This window comes from Gillisia sp. Hel_I_86 (assembly GCF_007827275.1).
In the GTDB taxonomy this organism is placed as follows: Bacteria; Bacteroidota; Bacteroidia; order Flavobacteriales; family Flavobacteriaceae; genus Gillisia.
The window spans coordinates 1,021,647-1,041,953 of sequence record NZ_VISE01000001.1; the positions used below are offsets into that span (position 1 = coordinate 1,021,647).

General features: G+C 38.2%; 13 protein-coding genes. 10 read left to right on the plus strand and 3 right to left on the minus strand.

The features are described 5' to 3' along the window. The first annotated feature begins 37 nt into the window (after positions 1-37). From JM83_RS04485 to mfd, 4 genes are all read left to right on the plus strand, one after another. The gene (locus tag JM83_RS04485) at positions 38-2,560 is read left to right on the plus strand and encodes a ligase-associated DNA damage response DEXH box helicase (RefSeq protein WP_144959773.1); all 2,523 of its coding nucleotides are present in this window, start codon (positions 38-40) and stop codon (positions 2,558-2,560) included. Positions 2,561-2,573: 13 nt separating this feature from the next. Next, on the plus strand, positions 2,574-3,209 hold the full coding sequence (gene pdeM / locus JM83_RS04490) for a ligase-associated DNA damage response endonuclease PdeM (RefSeq protein WP_144959775.1): 636 nt from the start codon (positions 2,574-2,576) through the stop codon (positions 3,207-3,209). Positions 3,210-3,225: 16 nt separating this feature from the next. Continuing rightward, entirely contained in the window at positions 3,226-4,020 is a 795-nt protein-coding gene (locus JM83_RS04495) for a tryptophan-rich sensory protein (protein WP_144959777.1), read from the plus strand. 91 nt (positions 4,021-4,111) lie between these two features. Further along, the gene (mfd, locus tag JM83_RS04500) at positions 4,112-7,564 is read left to right on the plus strand and encodes a transcription-repair coupling factor (RefSeq protein WP_144959779.1); all 3,453 of its coding nucleotides are present in this window, start codon (positions 4,112-4,114) and stop codon (positions 7,562-7,564) included. A gap of 260 nt (positions 7,565-7,824) precedes the next feature. Here mfd and JM83_RS04505 read toward each other — a convergent pair whose 3' ends face one another. Further along, the gene (locus JM83_RS04505) at positions 7,825-8,184 is read right to left on the minus strand and encodes a YraN family protein (RefSeq protein ID WP_144959781.1); all 360 of its coding nucleotides are present in this window, start codon (positions 8,182-8,184) and stop codon (positions 7,825-7,827) included. A 262-nt stretch (positions 8,185-8,446) separates the two neighbouring features. Continuing rightward, positions 8,447-9,022 (minus strand): hypothetical protein, encoded by a 576-nt coding sequence (locus tag JM83_RS04510; protein WP_144959784.1) that lies wholly within the window; start codon positions 9,020-9,022, stop codon positions 8,447-8,449. 123 nt (positions 9,023-9,145) lie between these two features. Here JM83_RS04510 and metG point away from each other — a divergent pair, with 123 nt between their 5' ends. The 3 genes from metG to acs all read left to right on the plus strand — a co-directional run bounded on the left by metG (position 9,146) and on the right by acs (position 13,874). Continuing rightward, on the plus strand, positions 9,146-11,215 hold the full coding sequence (metG, locus tag JM83_RS04515; protein WP_144959786.1) for a methionine--tRNA ligase: 2,070 nt from the start codon (positions 9,146-9,148) through the stop codon (positions 11,213-11,215). A 227-nt stretch (positions 11,216-11,442) separates the two neighbouring features. Continuing rightward, positions 11,443-11,754 carry a GIY-YIG nuclease family protein gene (locus JM83_RS04520; protein WP_144959789.1) on the plus strand — a complete coding sequence of 104 codons (312 nt, stop codon included), beginning with the start codon at positions 11,443-11,445 and terminating at the stop codon, positions 11,752-11,754. A gap of 212 nt (positions 11,755-11,966) precedes the next feature. Further along, positions 11,967-13,874 (plus strand): acetate--CoA ligase, encoded by a 1,908-nt coding sequence (gene acs / locus JM83_RS04525; RefSeq protein ID WP_144959791.1) that lies wholly within the window; start codon positions 11,967-11,969, stop codon positions 13,872-13,874. A gap of 367 nt (positions 13,875-14,241) precedes the next feature. Here acs and JM83_RS04530 read toward each other — a convergent pair whose 3' ends face one another. Continuing rightward, the gene (locus JM83_RS04530) at positions 14,242-14,574 is read right to left on the minus strand and encodes a single-stranded DNA-binding protein (protein ID WP_144959793.1); all 333 of its coding nucleotides are present in this window, start codon (positions 14,572-14,574) and stop codon (positions 14,242-14,244) included. Between the two features lie 690 nt (positions 14,575-15,264). Here JM83_RS04530 and JM83_RS04535 point away from each other — a divergent pair. From JM83_RS04535 to JM83_RS04540, 3 genes are all read left to right on the plus strand, one after another. Beyond that, positions 15,265-18,048, plus strand: coding sequence for a M16 family metallopeptidase (locus JM83_RS04535; RefSeq protein WP_144959795.1), 2,784 nt, complete (start codon positions 15,265-15,267; stop codon positions 18,046-18,048). A gap of 1,339 nt (positions 18,049-19,387) precedes the next feature. Continuing rightward, complete coding sequence (locus JM83_RS19075; protein WP_186434945.1) at positions 19,388-19,531, plus strand: hypothetical protein; 144 nt, start codon at positions 19,388-19,390, stop codon at positions 19,529-19,531. Positions 19,532-19,731: 200 nt separating this feature from the next. Then, positions 19,732-20,307, plus strand: coding sequence for a pentapeptide repeat-containing protein (locus tag JM83_RS04540; protein ID WP_144959797.1), 576 nt, complete (start codon positions 19,732-19,734; stop codon positions 20,305-20,307).

The window sequence follows — 20,307 nt, forward strand, 5'->3', positions numbered from 1 at the left end:
TGGCCAAAAACATTTAAAATAAGTAGAATGATTCAGTATGAAAAGTAAGGAGGTGAAATTAAAAAAAACTGAACTTTACGATCTTGGAAAAGATTGGTTTAAGGATCAAGGTTGGAAGCCTTTCCCTTTTCAAACCCAAACTTGGAAAACTTACCTTCAGAATAAAAACGGACTTTTAAATGCGCCTACAGGGAGCGGTAAGACCTATGCATTGTGGGTGCCCATCGTCTTGGAATACATCAAGAAAAACCCAGATTATAAGTCCAAACATAAAAAAGGCTTAAAAGCGATCTGGATCACTCCCTTGCGGGCACTTTCTGTGGAAATTGAACAATCTGCCAGAAGGTTTGCCGAAGAAATGGGCACTCAGCTAACAGTAGGAATTAGAACCGGGGATACCTCCCAAAAAGAACGTACTGCACAAAAGCGAATGATGCCAGATTTGCTGATCACAACGCCGGAAAGCTTACAGTTATTATTGTCCTCTAAAGGATATGATAAAACCTTTAAAGATCTCAATGCGATTGTAATGGATGAATGGCACGAATTGTTGGGCACCAAACGAGGAGTGCAGGTAGAATTGGGATTGTCCAGACTAAAAATAATTTCTCCAAAAATGAAGATCTGGGGCATCTCTGCAACCATTGGAAACCTGCAAGAAGCGAGAGAAGTTTTATTGGGGCCAGATTCCGAAGCCTTTAAAAATTCAGAATTGATACGAGCCGAACTCAACAAAAAAATCTCTGTAAAATCGATTATTCCCGCTAAAATGGAAAAATTTCCATGGCGCGGGCATTTAGGATTGCACTTAATTGCAGAGGTAGTTCCAATTATCAACAATTCAAGAACAACTTTAATATTTACCAATACCCGGTCGCAATGCGAGTTGTGGTTTCAGAGATTGATGGAGAAATATCCTGAATTTGCCGGCGATGTTGCGATGCATCATGGAAGTATCAATAAAGAAACGAGGCTTTGGGTAGAACAGGCCATTAGAAATGAATCCCTAAAAGCGGTGGTTTGCACTTCTAGTTTAGATCTGGGAGTAGATTTTGCGCCTGTGGAAACCATCATTCAGATTGGTGGTCCCAAAGGGGTGGCACGGTTTATTCAGCGGGCTGGAAGGAGCGGACATCAACCCGGAAAGGAAAGTGTGATCTATTTTTTCCCAACACATGCTATAGAGTTGATCGAGGCTTCTGCTTTACAAAAGGCGGTAAATAAAACGGTGGTGGAAGACAGGATTCCCTATTTATTGAGTTTCGATGTTCTGGTACAGTACCTTACCACTTTAGCCGTTTCCAACGGATTTTTTCCAGCCGAAATCTACCCAGAAATAAAATCCACTTTTTGTTTTCAAGGAATTACAGAAGAGCAGTGGCTTTGGGTGCTTAATTTTATAACCAAGGGTAGCCAGAGTTTACAAGCCTACGATGAGTATAAGAAAGTGGAGATTGAAGAGGATGGAAGATTTAAGGTGAACGACCGCGGTGTTGCAATGCGCCATCGCTTGCAAATTGGAACCATAGTGGGCGATGCCGTACTTAGCGTAAAATATATGAAAGGTGGCTTTATTGGCAGTATTGAGGAATGGTTTATTTCGAAATTAAATCCGGGAGATGTATTTACGTTTGCAGGTAGAAATCTGGAACTGGTACTTATTAAAAACATGCAAGTAATCGTGAAGTCATCTAAAAGCAAGACCTCTCGCGTGCCAAGCTGGCAAGGAGGAAGAATGACTTTTTCTGCACAGATGAGTGAATTGCTTCGCGAGGAAATGTATGAAGCTTCAGCTTCGGTAAAGAATGCTTCAAAAAAAGAGATCAACAAGGGAAAAGGATCAAAATTTTCAGAAGAACTTATTGCCCTGGCACCTATTTTTAAGAGACAATTAAAAGAATCCATCATTCCAAATAACGAAGAATTCTTGATTGAAACCTTTAGAACAAGGGAAGGGTATCATGCCATTTTTTATCCTTTTGAAGGCAGATTTGTGCATGAAGCTTTAGGCAGTTTGTTGGCATATCGAATCAGTTTGTTATTGCCTATTAGTTTTACTTTGGCTTTTAACGATTACGGTTTCGAGTTACTTTCCGACCAGGAAATCGATATGAAACAAGTATTGGATAACGATCTTTTTTCTGCGGAATATTTAATGGACGATTTGTACAAGAGTTTAAATGCCACAGAGATGGCGAGAAGAAAATTTAGGGATGTAGCCGTAATTGCAGGCTTGGTGTTTACGGGCTACCCAAATAAATTGATCAAGACCAAACATTTGCAATCCAATTCCCAATTGCTTTTTAGTGTATTCAGGGATTATGAGCCAGATAATTTGTTGTTTTTACAGGCATTTAGGGAAACTTTTGAGCACCAATTGGAAGAAGGCCGATTGCGAAAGGCATTAGAACGAATTTCCAGACAAGAAATAATATGGAAAGCTTGTAAAAAACCAACGCCGTTTTCTTTTCCTATAATTACAGATAGGTTACGGGAAAAATTAACCTCAGAAAAGGTGGAAGACCGTATTCGAAAAATGCTGAAATCGCTTGAAAAGTGATTAAATTTACTGCGTGTTAGAAAATATCCAATTAGGCGATCAGCATTTTATATTACACCCTTCTGGAGTGATGTTCTGGGAAGAGCAAGAAATACTGCTTATAAGCGATGTGCATTTAGGGAAGATTTCGCATTTCAGGAAATTCGGAAGCGCTGTGCCTTACGCCGCGATTTCAGAAAATTTCAAAAATTTAACCATAGCAGTAGATTTTTTCGCTCCCAAAATCATTTGTTTTCTGGGTGATCTTTTTCATAGTTCTTTGAATGTAGAATGGGATCTATTCACAGATTGGGCAACCAAAACTAGTGCTTCAATTGTTCTAGTGGCTGGGAATCATGATATTATTTCAGGATTAAAATATGAAGCTCTTGGGATTAAAATATTTTCGGAAATTATTCAAAATAACATTTTGTTAACCCACCATCCTGAAGAACGAGATGGGTTTTACAACATTTGCGGACACCTGCACCCAGGTTTCAAATTGAAGGGAGTTGGACGACAAATGGTAAAATTGCGATGTTTTTACCAAAACCAACAACAATTAATTATGCCTGCATTTGGGGAATTTACTGGGAATTTTTGGATTTCGCCCAATGAAGGTGACCGTGTATTTGCAATAACTAAAAAAGAAGTAATTTTAGTTTACTAACCAAAAGCTCATCAAAATGAACGGGAATTATTCGGTGTTAAATTTATTGTCTGTCCTGTTCACCATAATGATGAGTTATTTCTCTCAAATTCTTAGGCTTAATAATAACACTATAAGAGAGCTTAGTTTGGAAAACGATACGCTGTTTACACCATCCGGGTTTACATTTGCCATTTGGGGAATAATTTATATTGGCTTGTTAATAATGGCTGGTCATCAATTATATAGAACTTTTATAAATGACGAGGACGAATTGAACTTTCAAACAGGACCTTGGTTTATTATCGCAAATGTTGCAAATGCTCTTTGGGTGATCGTTTGGCTATATGAGTACGCTATTTTATCGGTGTTTTTTATGCTCATTATTTTATTTAGTCTCATAAAATTAATCCTACTTAATAATATGGAACGTTGGGATGCCCCCTTTAAAACCATTGCATTTTTTTGGTGGCCCATTTGCTTGTATTCTGGGTGGATCACTGTGGCGACAATTGCAAATATTTCTTCGGTGCTTGTAAAATATGACTGGAATGGCTGGGGACTGAGTGAACCGCTATGGGCAACTATTATGATTGTAGTTGCGCTGCTTATTAATCTACTAATGATCTACACAAGAAATATGCGGGAATTTGCACTGGTTGGGGTTTGGGCATTTATTGGGATTTATTTCAAAAACATGGCACAAGAGCCTAATGTGGCTTATGTTGCCATGGGTGCTGCCATCTTAGTGTTTTTGAATATCGCATACCATGGGTTTGTAAACAGAAAGACCAACCCCATGTACAAATTGGTAAACGGGAAGTTGCTTTAGCTCCTTAAAGCTCAAATTAATTTGAACTGGAAAAATACAAATAATCATTAAACTTTTGTGAGGGAACTAGCGAGGGATTATCTTTGCACCAATGAGTAAGTCTACTATTGCCCAAACCTTTGCAAAGTCTCTGCAACAGCAGAAACTTGGGGATTTTATTGCCTCTTCTGAAAAAAACAATTCGAAAGTTCAATTAAAAGGCCTTGTAGGATCGGCATTATCCTATGTGATCTCGAATGCTTTTGAAGAAGCTGAGAGTCCGTTTTTGCTGATTTTCAACGATAAGGAGGAAGCTGCCTATTATTTGAACGATCTGGAACAATTAATGGGTGATAAAAATGTACTTTTTTATCCCGGGAGTTATCGTAGGCCTTACGAATTGGAAGAGACCGACAATGCCAATGTGCTTTTGCGGGCGGAAGTTTTAAACAGGATCAATTCCAGAAAGAAACCGGCACTTATTGTTACCTATCCAGATGCGTTGTTCGAAAAAGTGGTGACCAGAAAAGAGCTCGAAAAAAGCACATTGAAGATCTCTGTCAACGATCAGCTTTCTTTGGATTTTGTGAATGAAGTGCTATTTGAATATAAGTTCAAAAGAGTGGATTTTGTGACAGAACCGGGAGAGTTTTCGGTGAGAGGTGGAATTATAGATGTGTTTTCTTTCAGTAACGACGAACCATATAGAATAGAATTTTTTGGAGATGAGGTAGATAGCATTCGGAGTTTCGATGTGGAAACGCAACTCTCTACAGATAAGGTGAAGAAGATATCGGTGATGCCCAATGTGGAGCATAAGCGCCTTGATGAGGTGCGGGAAAGCTTCTTGAAATATGTTTCATCTAAAACAGTGGTACTTATCAAAAATGCTGAGTTACTGGCTGGAGCTATGGACAAGCTTTTCCAAAAGGCGGAAGATGCCTTTGGCAAGCTTTCAGAAGAAATAAAGCATAATACCCCAGAAGAATTATTTTGCACTTCAGGTTTGCTTACAACTCAATTAGAAGAATTTAAGGTGGTGGACTTAGGAACGTCCAATTTACGTCATCCTGTTCCGACAGCTATCGGAATTGTTTCAGGATCCAATCAGAAAAAGACCCTGAATCAAGTTCAGGGTGACGCTTCAATAATAGAATTCCATACCAAGCCGCAACCTTCGTTCAATAAACAATTCGAATTATTGATCGATAATTTAATTGAAAATCACGAGGAAGGGTATACCAATTATATTTTTTGTGTAAGCGAGCAACAGGCAAAGCGTTTCCACGATATTTTTGAAGATCAGGATCGGGAAGTGAAATATCACACAGTGGTGCTTTCTATGTATCAAGGCTTTATAGATCCAGATTCTAAGATGGTTTGCTATACAGATCATCAAATCTTTGAGCGCTACCATAAATTCCATTTAAAGAATGGTTATGCCAAAAAACAGGCCATCACTATAAAAGAATTGACCAATTTAGAAGTAGGGGATTATGTAACCCATATCGATCACGGAATTGGAAAGTTTGGCGGACTTCAAAAAATAGATGTTGAAGGAAAAATGCAGGAAGCCATCAAATTGTTTTATGGAGAAAGGGATATTTTATACCTCAGTATTCATTCGCTTCATAAAATTTCCAAATTCAATGGAAAAGATGGGAAACCACCAAAAATATATAAATTAGGTAGTAATGCCTGGAAAAGTTTAAAGCAGAAAACAAAAGCCAGGGTAAAACATATCGCGTATAATTTAATTGAATTGTATGCGAAAAGACGAACTCAGGAAGGATTTCAATATGGGCCAGACTCTTATTTGCAATTGGAGCTGGAAGCTTCATTTTTATATGAAGACACACCAGATCAAAGTACAGCAACTGCAGATGTGAAGGAAGACATGGAAAGCCCAAGGCCAATGGATAGATTGGTTTGTGGCGATGTAGGTTTTGGAAAAACAGAAGTGGCTATTCGTGCGGCTTTTAAAGCGGTAGATAATGGAAAGCAAGTGGCTATTTTAGTGCCGACTACCATTTTGGCATTTCAGCATCATAAAACTTTTACCGAACGATTAAAGGATTTCCCCGTAACGGTAGATTATTTAAACAGGTTTAGAACGGCAAAAGAACGTAGGGAAACTCTGGAAGATCTTGAAAAAGGGAAAGTCGATATTATTATAGGAACGCATCAATTAGTGAACAAAGCCGTAAAATTTAAAGATTTGGGCTTATTGATCGTAGATGAAGAACAAAAATTTGGAGTAGCAGTAAAGGATAAACTGAAAACCATCAAAGAGAATGTTGATACGCTTACTTTAACTGCAACGCCTATTCCGCGTACGCTTCAATTTAGTTTGATGGCGGCGAGGGATCTTTCCACTATCACCACTCCGCCGCCCAACAGATATCCTATCGAGACCAATGTAATTCGGTTTGGAGAAGAGACTATTCGAGATGCGGTTACTTATGAAATTCAGCGTGGAGGGCAGGTGTTCTTTATTCATAATAGGATTGAAAATATCAAGGAAGTTGCCGGGATGATCCAGCGCTTGGTGCCGGATGCCAAAGTTGGTGTGGGCCATGGGCAAATGGAAGGGAAAAAACTCGAGAAACTGATGTTGAGTTTTATGAACGGGGAGTTCGATGTACTTGTTTCTACTACGATTGTTGAAAGCGGATTGGATGTGACCAATGCCAATACCATTTTTATCAATAACGCGAATAACTTCGGGTTATCAGATCTGCACCAGATGAGGGGACGGGTTGGGCGAAGCAATAAAAAGGCGTTTTGTTACTTTATTACCCCGCCATATTCTGCAATGACCGATGACGCTAGAAAAAGGATCACAGCATTAGAGCAATTCTCGGAGTTGGGAAGCGGGATCAACATTGCGATGAAAGATCTTGAAATTCGCGGTGCAGGAGATCTTTTGGGAGGAGAGCAAAGCGGATTTATGAATGAAATCGGCTTTGATACCTATCAGAAAATATTGAATGAAGCTATTGAAGAATTGAAAGAAAATGAATTCAAGGACCTTTATGAGGATACCGAGGATGTAGATGATAAGGTGTACGTGAAAGATGCACAAATCGATACCGACTTTGAACTGTTGTTCCCGGATGATTATATCAATAACATTACAGAACGACTGAACCTTTATACGCAATTAAATAATATTAAATCTGAAGAAGAGCTTCTTAAGTTTGAAGCTGATCTGGAAGACCGATTTGGAGAATTGCCAACACAGGCGATAGATCTTTTAAACAGTGTGCGCATCAAATGGATCGCAGCTCACATTGGTTTGGAGAAAGTGATTATGAAACATGGAAAATTCATTGGGTATTTCCTTTCAGATCAGCAATCCAGATTCTATCAGACACCAATTTTTACCAAGGTATTACAATATGTGCAAACACATTCGCATTCCTGCACCATGAAAGAAAAACAAACCAGGGCAGGATTGCGATTATTATTAACTTTTGAAAAAATAACCTCTATAGATCGGGCTTTAAAAGTTTTACAGCCCTTGGATTTTAGGGTGAAAGTGGAGGAAGAGGCGAAAGTATAACTTCTCGACTACGCTCGAAGTAATACAGTAAAAGTGAAACTGTAATAGACAAAAATGTCAGGTCGAGATCCGTGATAAAAAAATTATCCAGCGTAGGAAATTGACGTGTTTTTTATATAAGCTGATGGGATGCTGAAACAAGTTCAGCATGACGACAATTCCGCATCGTCACCCTGAACTGGTTTCAGGGTCTTGGATTCACAAATAAATAAAAACACGTCAATGGTAGCGGAGTCGAAACCTATCCGGTTTGAGACCTATTAAAAATACAAAAAAGCATTTTCCAAATGCTCTATTTTGGTGCCAGACTTATTCTTGATAATCGCTATAATATCGAATCGAACTTCCACATCCAGATTATGTTCGATCACGAAAAAATCGACTGCTTTTACGAGGTTCTGGATTTGTTTCCCTTTCACAAAATCTTGGGGATTTCCAAAATCTGGAGTGCTGCGGGTCTTGACTTCTATAATTGCCAAAATATCCCCTTTTCTGGCAATGATATCCACTTCAGCTTTTTGATGTCTAAAGTTCGTGGCCACGATTTTATAGCCATGCTTTAAAAGATATGAAACTGCCAGTTCCTCTCCCCTTTTACCGAGCTCGTTGTGAAATGCCATTTATTGTCTTTATAATTATGTAGGGAAGGAATAATGACTTAAATGTACTAATTTTCAGTAGATTATTGCTTTATAGATTGTCCCTAAAGTATCCCAAAAATAAGAGACGTCATTCTGTCCCGACCGTTCGGGGGTTTCAGAATCTCATTACAATGAAAATCAATACAATATTAAGACCCTGAAATAAATTCAGGGTGACGAGAGAACTATTAGGACAAAAAACGTCTGTTTCATAAAACTTTATTGGTTGTTAAGCCCTGAATTAAGGTTTAAATAGGATGGCTTTCACTTTTAGGTCCAGCTCTTTGATTTCTTCAGGAGTTGCTTTTACAATTTGATCTCCATAGAATTTATTTTTTGGCTCCTTTTCTGGCGCTAGAAACACATGCACATTCGATTTTTCCAATTTTCCATCATTCCATTGTACCGCGCCACTATAATCCCATCCAAAGCCATAAAAAGAAATTGGTTTCTGATTCATTTGGGTCAATTCCTCATAGGAAGAACCTATTTTAATAGCGGTCTTACTTTTCCATTTTCCATTGGAACCCATTCTAATATCCTCTATTCGAGTTCTGTTTTTATCCTTCCAGGTAATATGCAATTCATCTGGAGAATTAGGGGAGATCACGGTATACGCACGTTCTTCGGTTCCTTCTTCAAATAGTCCAACATCTTCAGTGATCACCTCATTTGGAAATGAATTTTTAATTTCTTCTGCATTCATTTCTAAAAGATCTTCAACAAAAAATTGTTTAGAAGCAGAGCTTTCTAAATTCTTCGAAGAATTACAAGCAACAATGAGTAGAATAGCCGATAAATAGAAAAACTTGTGCATAACTTAATTTTTTTTGCTAAAATGATGTTCTCGCATGACATAGTCATTCTCTTTTGCAATAATTTAACGCATACTATTTAGCAGTTGCTTACCTTTGCGCCCGTAAATAAATCTTAGAACCTAATGAGCAATTCACCGCAAAGATATACTATTACAGCAGCTTTACCTTATACCAACGGGCCCATTCATATTGGGCACTTGGCTGGAGTTTATGTGCCTGCAGATATTTATGTACGATATTTAAGAATGCAGGGAAAAGATGTGGCATTTGTTTGTGGAAGTGATGAGCATGGAGTTGCAATCCCTATGAAGGCCAAGAAGGAGGGTGTTACACCGCAACAACTTATTGATAAATATCATGGCATCATCAAACAATCTTTTGTGGATTTTGGAGTGACTTTCGATAATTATTCGCGGACATCCAGTAAGATCCATCATGAAACGGCTTCAGAATTTTTTAAGAAGTTATATGAGGATGGAAAATTTATTGAAGAAACCACCGAGCAATTATACGATGCAGAAGCCAATCAGTTTCTTGCAGATCGTTTTGTAACGGGAACCTGCCCAAAATGTGGCAACCCAGAAGCCTATGGGGATCAATGTGAAAGTTGTGGTAGTTCTTTGAATGCTACAGACCTTATTAAGCCTAAATCGGCTATTACAGGTGCGGTGCCTAGTATGAAAGAAACCAAACACTGGTTCTTGCCTTTGGATCAATATGAGGGTTTTTTAAGGGAATGGATCCTGAAAGGGCATAAAAAAGATTGGAAAGCCAATGTGTACGGACAAGTAAAATCTTGGGTAGATGAAGGATTGAGAGCACGTGCGGTAACCCGGGATCTGGATTGGGGAATCCCGGTGCCTGTAGAAGGAGCTGAAGGAAAAGTGCTTTATGTATGGTTTGATGCGCCAATCGGTTACATTTCGTCTACCAAAGAATGGGCAGCACGGGAAGGAAAGAATTGGGAAGATTATTGGAAGAAGAAAGACACCAAAATGGTGCATTTTATAGGAAAGGACAATATCGTATTCCACTGTATTATTTTTCCAATTATGCTGAAAGCAGAAGGGAGTTATATTCTTCCAGAAAATGTACCGGCAAACGAGTTTTTGAATTTGGAGGGGAAAAAGCTTTCCACTTCCAAAAACTGGGCAGTGTGGCTACATGAATATTTGGAAGATTTTCCAAATCAGCAAGATGTGTTAAGGTATACACTTACCGCCAACGCCCCTGAAACCAAGGATAACGATTTTACCTGGAAGGATTTTCAGGCCAGGAACAACAATGAGTTGGTTGCGATCTTCGGGAATTTCATTAATCGTGCAGTCGTGCTTACAGATAAATATTATGAAGGAGTGGTTCCAGCACCAGGAGATTTCACTGAAGTTGATGAAGAAACCTTAGCTGCAGTAAAAGCATATCCCGCGGTAATTGCAAGTTCTTTAGAGCGATACAGGTTTAGGGAAGCGCAAGGGGAGTTAATGAACTTGGCCCGACTTGGCAATAAATACCTAGCCGATGAAGAGCCTTGGAAAGTGATTAAAACTGACCCGGAAAGAGCGAAAACTGTAATGTTTGTAGCGCTTCAGATCTCTGCAGCTTTAGCTACTTTATGCGAACCGTTCTTACCATTTACTTCAGAGAAGTTGAAAAAGATATTAAATGTTCCTTCCAATGAAGGAGCTCTTAAATGGGAAGAAGTAACCGAAAAAGGTACTTTGATTCCTACAGGACATAAAATAGGGAAAGCTGAATTGCTTTTCAGTAAAATTGAAGATGAACAAATTCAACAACAATTAGATAAATTGGAAGCAACTAAAGCCGCTAACGAAGTCGATAATAAAAAAGCAGAACCACAAAAAGAAGAATGTACTTTCGAAGATTTCACCAAAATGGATCTTCGAGTTGGAACCATCGTTGAAGCTTCAAAAATGCCAAAAGCAGATAAATTATTGGTGTTAAAAATAGATACGGGAATCGATGTGCGCACCATTGTTTCGGGAATCGCAAAGAGCTTTAAAGCTGAAGATATTATTGGTAAAAAAGTAACTGTATTGGTTAATCTTGCTCCACGTAAGTTAAGAGGAGTAGAGAGCCAGGGAATGATTTTAATGACAGAGAATGCTGAAGGAAAATTGGTGTTCTTGAATCCCGATGAAGAGGGAGCAACTAATGGGACTGTCATTAGTTAGTTCTTGTTTTGATATTTCTGGACTAATATAGTTCTCGACTCCGCTCGAACTGACAGTGTTTGTCACCTCGAGCGGAGTCAAGAGGTAATTAATTTTACGTCAAGAGTAACGACAATAACCGAAATGTTGAATTTGTTATTTTCAGATAATTCTAGATTGCGCAATGACAGTTGTGTATTCGTCACCTCGAGCGAAGTCGAGAGGTCTTAAGCTAAATTCAATTGGTTATGAAACTCTATTATGTTTATATCCTAGAATGTTCAGATACCCTTTTATATACGGGTATCACCAACAGTATATCTCGGAGAATTACAGAACATAATTCAGGATTGAATAAAACGTGTTTCACCTTTAAAAGAAGACCCGTAAACCTTATTTTTAGTCAAGAATTTACTAATGTGAATCAGGCTATCTACTTTGAAAAGAAAATTAAAAAGTGGAGTGCAGTCAAGAAAAGAGCTTTAGCCAAGGAAGATGAATTGCTGTTACATCTTTTAGCTGAATGCAGAAATGATTCGCATTTTAGGAATAAACATTGAGTTCTCGACTTTAGCCTGTATTGAGCGAAGTCGAAATGCTCGAACTGACAGTTGTGTATTTGTCCCCTCGAGCGAAGTCTAGAGGTTTCACTCTAATCAAATTATTATTTATAATTCCTAAAAATAAATCTCTCCTCTTATAATTGCTTTCTATATTATCAATACTCTTATAATTTCTATATCTTAGGGCTTATTAAAATTCATAAGGCAATATGAGCAGTTATCACATAAAGAACCTAGAAGAATATTACCAAGTGTATAGAAAATCTGTGCGGGATCCGGAAAATTTTTGGGCAGAGATCGCCGAAGAACATTTTGTTTGGAGAAAGCCTTGGAATAAGGTGTTGGATTGGAACTTTTCTACCCCAGAGGTAAAATGGTTTGAAGGTGCTCAACTAAATATTACCGAAAACTGTATCGATAGGCATCTGGCTACAAAAGCAGATAAAACCGCCATCATTTTTGAACCAAATGATCCTTTAGAGAAGGCACAACATATTAGTTATAAGCAGCTGCATGAAAAAGTTTGTGCTTTTGCAAATGTCCTAAAAGATCAGGGCATCAAAAAAGGGGATCGCGTATGTATTTATTTACCCATGATCCCGGAATTGGCAGTTTCGGTTTTGGCATGTGCGCGGATTGGCGCAATCCATTCTGTAGTGTTTGCGGGCTTTTCAGCAACAGCTTTATCTACCAGAATAAATGATTGCGGATGCAATATGGTGATCACTTCCGATGGTTCTTTCCGCGGAACAAAAAAAATAGATCTTAAAGGAATTGTGGATGAAGCCTTGGAGAGTACACCTACTATAAAATCTGTTTTGGTGGTAAAAAGAACCAATGCTGAAATCAATATGAAATCTGGGCGTGACCATTGGTTACAGCCACTTTTGGAGAAAGCAGAAAAGGACTGTCCTATTGAAATAATGGACGCTGAAGAGCCCCTGTTTATTTTATATACTTCCGGGTCTACCGGGAAACCTAAAGGAATGATGCATACTACTGCAGGGTATATGGTGTTTTGCGCGTATACCTTCAAAAATGTTTTTCAATATAAAGAAGGAGATGTGTATTGGTGCACTGCCGATATTGGTTGGATCACGGGGCATAGCTATATAGTTTACGGCCCTTTGGCAAATGGAGCAACCACGATACTGTTTGAAGGAGTACCAAACCATCCTGATTTTGGACGATTTTGGGAGATCATAGAAAAGCACAAAGTAAATCAGTTTTACACAGCACCAACAGCAATCCGAGCTTTGGCCAAGGAGAAATTGGATTTTGTGGAAAACCATGACCTCTCTTCTTTAAAAGTTCTGGGGACTGTTGGAGAACCTATTAATGAAGAAGCCTGGCATTGGTATAATGATAATGTGGGGAAAAAGAAAAGTCCAATAGTGGATACTTGGTGGCAAACCGAAACAGGCGGGATCATGATCTCACCCATTCCATATACTACTCCAACCATTCCTACCTATGCTACGTTACCTTTACCCGGAATTCAGCCAGCATTGATGGATGAACAAGGAGATGAGATCAAAGGGAATCAGGTAGATGGACGGTTGTGTATCAAGTTTCCGTGGCCTGGAATGGCAAGAACAATTTGGGGAGATCATAACCGGTATAAGGAAACCTATTTTTCAGCTTACGAAAACAAATATTTTACCGGAGATGGCGCATTAAGAGATACCGTTGGGTATTATAGGATTACTGGAAGGGTAGATGATGTAATCATTGTTTCTGGTCACAATTTAGGTACTGCGCCTATAGAAGATGCGATTAATGAGCATCCTGCTGTGGCCGAATCGGCAATTGTAGGGTTTCCCCATGATGTAAAGGGAAATGCACTTTATGGATATGTTATTCTGAAAGAAACCGGAGAATCCAGATTGCATGAAAATTTAAGAAAAGAGATCAATCAGATCATTACTGAACATATTGGTCCCATAGCGAAACTAGATAAAATCCAGTTTACCGTAGGATTGCCAAAAACCCGTTCTGGGAAGATCATGCGCAGGATCTTGCGTAAGATTGCACATAAAGACACTGAGAATCTAGGTGATATTAGCACCTTGCTGAATCCCGAAGTGGTACAAGAGATTATGGATAATGCCTTGTAGAATTTAAGTTTTTTGAACTAAAAAAATAGAAAAATAAAGAGGCTGTCTCAAAAGCACCTTTTTCGTCAAGCTGTTCCGATGATAGCTATGGGAATTGTTTCAACTTCCAATTGGTGTGAATTTTCAATTAGTTAAAATCTTGAAATAAATTACCATTGACGGATTTTTATTTATTTGTGAATCCAAGACCCTGAAACCAGTCCAGGGTGACGATGCGGAATTGTCGTCATGCTGAACTTGTTTCAGCATCCCATCAGCTTATATGAAAAATACGTTAATTCCCTACGCTAGATATTTTTTTTATTACGGGTTCCAGGATGACGCATTTCTGACCTTTGAGACAACCTCTTTTTAAACTATTAAGCTTTTATTTTCCCAACAGCAGCAGTTCACTACAAACGATTTCAGTAACATAACGTTTTACGCCTTCTTTATCCTCGTAACTACGGGAAGTTAGTTTTCCTTCTATGCCTACTTCTTTTCCTTTTGGGACATAATTTTCAACAATTTCGGCAGTCTTTCCCCAAACAACAATATTATGCCATTGGGTATCGGTTACTTTTTCTCCTTTTGCATTTTTATAGGATTCGTTGGTGGCCATTGTGAATTTTGCCAGGATCTTTCCTGATTCAAGATGGATGATTTCAGGATCATTACCTACGTTCCCGATCAATTGAACTTTGTTTCTTAAAGTGCTCATAACTATAGAATTTATTGCAGTTGAAAATCATTCGTTCATTTCAACAAGACAAATGTATATAAGGGCTTTTGGCGTATTCGGTTGGGAAAGGTTTGTTTTCGTTTACTTACGTTTGTAAGCGTTTGTTGTCGGTTAATATATTGATATACATTGATCTACCCGTTATCTAAATTATTTGAATAAATATATATATCCGTTTTTTGTCCTAATAGTTCTTTCGTCACTCTGAGGCCCGTGAAAAAAATTTTATCTAGCGGAGGAAATTGACGGTTAAAAATTACCTCGAATGTAGCCTGTTGAAGGATCTGAGAGCAGATCCTTCATAGGTCGGGAAGACAATAAAAAAGGATTGTCATTCTGAAGGAAACGTAGTGGACTGAAGAATCTCAATAAAACAGAATCAATGTAACCAGAGATCCCTCCTAGCGTCGGGATGACAAAGTATTCAAAATCCATCAATGGTAATTTATTTCAGGGTCTCAATATTGCATTGATTTACATTGAAATGAGATTCTGAAACAATTCCGATATCGGAACAGAATGACATCCTTTTCCAGTTTAGGATACTTTACGAACAAACAATAAATAACATGCATGGCATAGATCTTTAATCTATCGAGATTTAGTGACTTAAATTTCCTATATTTAAGTTCCCTACCTCTTTATTATATCAATCTAATTCCACTAAAAATGAAAAAAATCCTAATTTTCTTACTGGCTGCAATCTGTTATGTACAGCCATACCAAGCACAAAATGTTGAATTCAATATAGATGAAATCAATATAGACTATGAACGATTTGTATTGCCTAACGGATTGACCTTATTGGTACATGAAGACCATAAAGCACCTATTGTCGCCGTAAACGTTTGGTATCATGTAGGTTCTAAAAATGAAAAAAAAGGGAAGAGCGGATTTGCCCATCTCTTTGAACACCTAATGTTTAACGGAAGCGAGAATTACGACGATGATTATTTTCAAGTAATAGAGCGGATTGGGGGAACAGATGTTAATGGAACAACAAATTCCGACAGGACAAATTATTTTCAAAATGTGCCAGTTTCAGCCTTAGATCAAGTTCTCTTTCTGGAATCGGATAGAATGGGGCATTTATTGGGAGTTGTAGATCAAGAATTATTGGATGAACAAAGGGGTGTTGTTCAAAATGAAAAACGGCAAGGGGAGAATCAGCCTTATGGCCAACAACGAAACTATCTAACCAAAGCGATGTACCCGGAAGGCCACCCATATTCATGGACGGTAATTGGCGAAATGGAAGACCTCAACGCAGCGTCCCTAGAGGATGTGCAGGAATGGTTTAAATCTTATTATGGTGCGGCAAATGCTGTTATTGCAATTGCCGGAGATGTGAATCCTGAAGAGATTCATAAAAAAGTGCTAGCATATTTTGGGGATATCCCTGCAGGCCAAACGATAGGAAGGCAAGAGGTGAATATTCCAGTGCACAATGGAGATACCTATCAGGTATACGAGGACAGGGTTCCGGAAACCAGAGTGCTATTTGCTTGGAACACTCCTCCTTTTGGACATAAAGAAGATCTTCATTTCGATTTAATTAGCGCCATACTTAGTAGTGGGAAGAACTCAAGGTTATATAAAAAACTGGTCTATGAAGATCAAATAGTCAGTAACGTATTTGCATATCAGGCTTCAAGTGAAATCGCGAGTACTTTTGTGAGTTTTGCCAATGTGAAACCAGGAGAGGATGCCAAGGAAGTGGAGAAAAAACTATTGGCTGAAATTGATAAATTTATTGAAAACGGCCCTACAGAAGCGGAATTAAAACGAGTAAAAGCTGAATATTTTGCCAGATTTATAAAGGGGTTGGAACGTATAGGCGGTTTTGGAGGAGTATCAGATATATTGGCTTCAAATGAGACCTATCATGAAGATGCTTCCTACTATAAGAAACAATTAAAATTCATAGAGGAAGCCACTGCTGCCGATTTGAAAGCTACTGCCAAGAAATGGTTGACAAGGGGCAAACATACCTTAATAGCAAATCCTTTTCCTGAATATACCGTGACCGAGTCTAAGATAGACAGATCTAAATTGCCGCCTTTAGGAACTCCTAAAACCGCAAAATTTCCAGAAGTGCAGCGGGCTCAATTATCAAATGGAATGAATATCGTTCTTGCAAAGAGAGAAGGTGTTTCCACAATTGTAATGGATCTAATGTTTGATGCCGGATACAAAACAGATTATCTAGCAATTCCGGGAACCGCGTCCTTAGCGATGAATTTGATGGATGAGGGAACAAAAGACATGAACTCCCTACAAATAAATGAAAAACTACAGTTGCTGGGAGCAAATTTATATTCAAATTCCGATCTGGATATTTCCAGAGTTGGTATGAACACTTTAAAGCAAAGTCTGGATGAAAGTTTAAACTTATTTGCAGATGTGATCATGAACCCGGATTTTCCGCAGAAAGAGTTCGACCGACTTAAGAGCGAACAAATGAATGATATAAAAAGGGAAAAGTCGCAACCTGTTGCAATGGCATTACGAGTAATCAATAAATACTTGTATGGAGAAGATCATCCTTACAGTAATCCTGCAACAGGAACCGGATATGAGGACACGGTAGAAAAATTAACCCGGGCAGATGTTCAGAAATTTTATGAGACTTGGATAAAACCAAATAATGCTACATTAGTGATCACTGGGGATGTAGAAATGAGCGAGTTAAAGTCCAAACTAGAAAAGTCCTTAGGTAAGATGAAGAAGGGCGATGTGCCTACAATTACCTATGCCAAGCCTAAAACTGGCGCGAAGAATACCCTTTATTTAATGAACAGGCCAGAATCTCAACAGTCTGTAATTATTGGGAGTTACCTTACTGAAAAATATGGAGATGTTTCTGAGGTTGCGCTAGAGCAAATGGTAAATGTGCTTGGGGGAGAATTTACTTCCAGAATAAACATGAACTTAAGAGAAGATAAACATTGGGCATATGGTGCTTTTGGATTTGTTATGGATGCCAAGCAGGAACGCCCTTTTGTGGTATATGCTCCCGTACAAACCGATAAAACATCAGAGTCTATTTTAGAATTAAGAAAGGAGCTTTCAGAGTTTGTGTCAACTAGACCAGTTACCCAAGCAGAATTGGATAAGGTGAAAAACAATCAAATTTTGGCACTTCCGGGACAATGGGAAACCAATAGCGCAGTTAATAATTCGCTGTATAATCTTGTTAAATATGATTTACCAGATGATTATTATCAGAGTTATGACTCCAATATTAGAAACCTTTCTTTAAAGGATATTGAAGAAGTTAGCACAAAAATGGTAAAACCTAATGAAGTGAACTGGTTTATGGTAGGAGATCGAGCTAAAATCGCAGATAAATTAGACCAACTTGGTTTTGATTCCATCATTGAGATTGATGCCGATGGAAACATGCTTACTCCGCCTATAAAAACCCCCGAAAAAGATGAGGTTAAAAATTAAGGTTGAACGTATTGAAGTTGACTTAAATTAAGCCTCATGCACAGTATAAAATCAAGCAAAGCTATTACTGAAACAAGGAAATAGCTTTGCTTTTTTATTGTAAATAAAATGCAACTAATTGATGGGTTCCTATAATTCCATTGAATTGGCTATATTCATGTTTTTGTCATGCTGAACTTGTTTCAGCATCTCATGTATGTTAAATTAGATCCTGAATCCAGTTCAGGGTGACGAATGGCGAGCTGTTTTGAGACCCTTCGACAAGCTCAGTCTGAGAGCCTTTTTTTGCCATTCCGAACATAGTGAAGAATCTCTAAAGAGCAGCAATAATATATAATAAAAGAGATCCTTCCTTCGTCAGGATGACAAAAGGGGATATTATTGTCCCTTCGAGCGGAGTCGAGAAGTCGTTCTGTCCCGATAATCATGAAGATCGAATTGTCTGAATATAGTGAAGAATCTCACTGAAGCAGCAATGCGTTATAAAATAGTTCTCGACTTTAGCTTGTATTGAGCGAAGTCGAAATGCCCGAAATGACGCTTTTTTTTAAAATATTCGTGAATTCGTGCAGTAAAAAGCACTTCGATCCAATAGAGATCACTCCTAGCGTCGGGATGATATAGGAATAAAATTGTCCTCCTAATTGTTTGTATCTAAGGCCTCTCGCCATGCTGAACTTGTTTCAGCATCTCATGTATGTTAAATTAGACCCTGAATCAAGTTGAGGGTGACGAATGGCGAGCTGTTTTGAGACCCTTCGACAAGCTCAGTCTGAGAGCCTTTTTTTGCCATTCCGAACATAGTGAAGAATCTCTAAGGAGCAGCAATAATATATAATAAAAGAGATTCTTCCTTCGTCAGGATGACAAAAGGGGGTATAATTGTCCCTTCGAGCGGAGTCGAGAAGTCGTTCTGTCCCGATAATCATGAAGATCGAAATGTGTTTCTAAACATAGTGAAGAATCTCACTGAAGCAGTAATGCGTTATAAAAATAGTTCTCGACTTTAGCCTGTATTGAGCGAAGTCGAAATGCCCGAAATGACACTTTTTTTTAAAATATTCGTGAATTCGTGCAGTAAAAATCACTTCGATCCAATAGAGATCCCTCCTAGCGTCGGGATGATATAGGAATAAAATTGTCATCCCATGTTTGTATCGAAGGTCTCTCGTCATGCTGAACTTGTTTCAGCATCTCATGTATGTTAAATTAAGACCCTGAATCAAGTTCAGGGTGACGAATGGTAAGCTGCCTTGAGATCCTTTGACAAGCTACCATTGACGGATTCCTAAAATATATCCATTTTCCCATGCTTTATGTTTTTATCAAAGGTTTTAGGATGACCAACAATAAACAGGATCATTGGCCACGAATGCACGAATTATTGGTTTTAACAATCCTGGAAAATTATTCGTGCATTCGTGGCGATATCCAGAGAACCAACAAAACGCCGAACAATGCTGAACTGGTCTCAAAATCTTAAATACCTGGAAATAAATTTCCTTTAATAGAATTTTAAACACTTCAATTTCCTACGCTGGATAATTTTTTTATCCCGGGTCTCAGGGATGACGAGATAGAGGGTCAGGTGAATTGCTGGACAAATAAGGAATATGTATTAAATGCAATTTTTATATTGGAAGATCTTTAATTATCTTCAAAAAAAATAAATTACCACGATCAATGCAACCAAAACTTATAGAAGAACAAAACTTCAAAAAAATAAATTTTAGGAAAGAAAAGCTTCCAAAAGCCGATTATGAATTATGCACTTTTGAGGCCTGTGATTTTTCCAATTCGGATCTTTCAAAGCTTCGATTTGCAGAATGCGGTTTTAAAGATTGTAACCTTAGCTCTGCAAATATTGTTGGAACTTCATTTCAAGAAGTGAGATTTGAGGATTGTAAAATGTTCGGGCTCCATTTCGATAAATGTGATCCTTTTGGTTTTGAAATTAGTTTGGAAAATTGCCAGTTAAATCATACTTCCTTTTACAAGATGAAATTAAATACTTTCAAAGTAATTAACTCCAAACTAAAAGATGTGGATTTTACCGAAGCCAATTTATCTGGGGTACAATTTGAAAAATGTGATCTTCAGAGCGCGATCTTTGAAAGATCTATTCTCGAAAAATGCGATTTTAGGACTGCCTCCAATTATTCTATAGATCCTGAGAATAATAAAATGAAGGGAGCCAAATTTTCATTGAAGGGTGTGGTGGGACTTTTAGAGAAATACAAAATTACAATAGGGAAATAA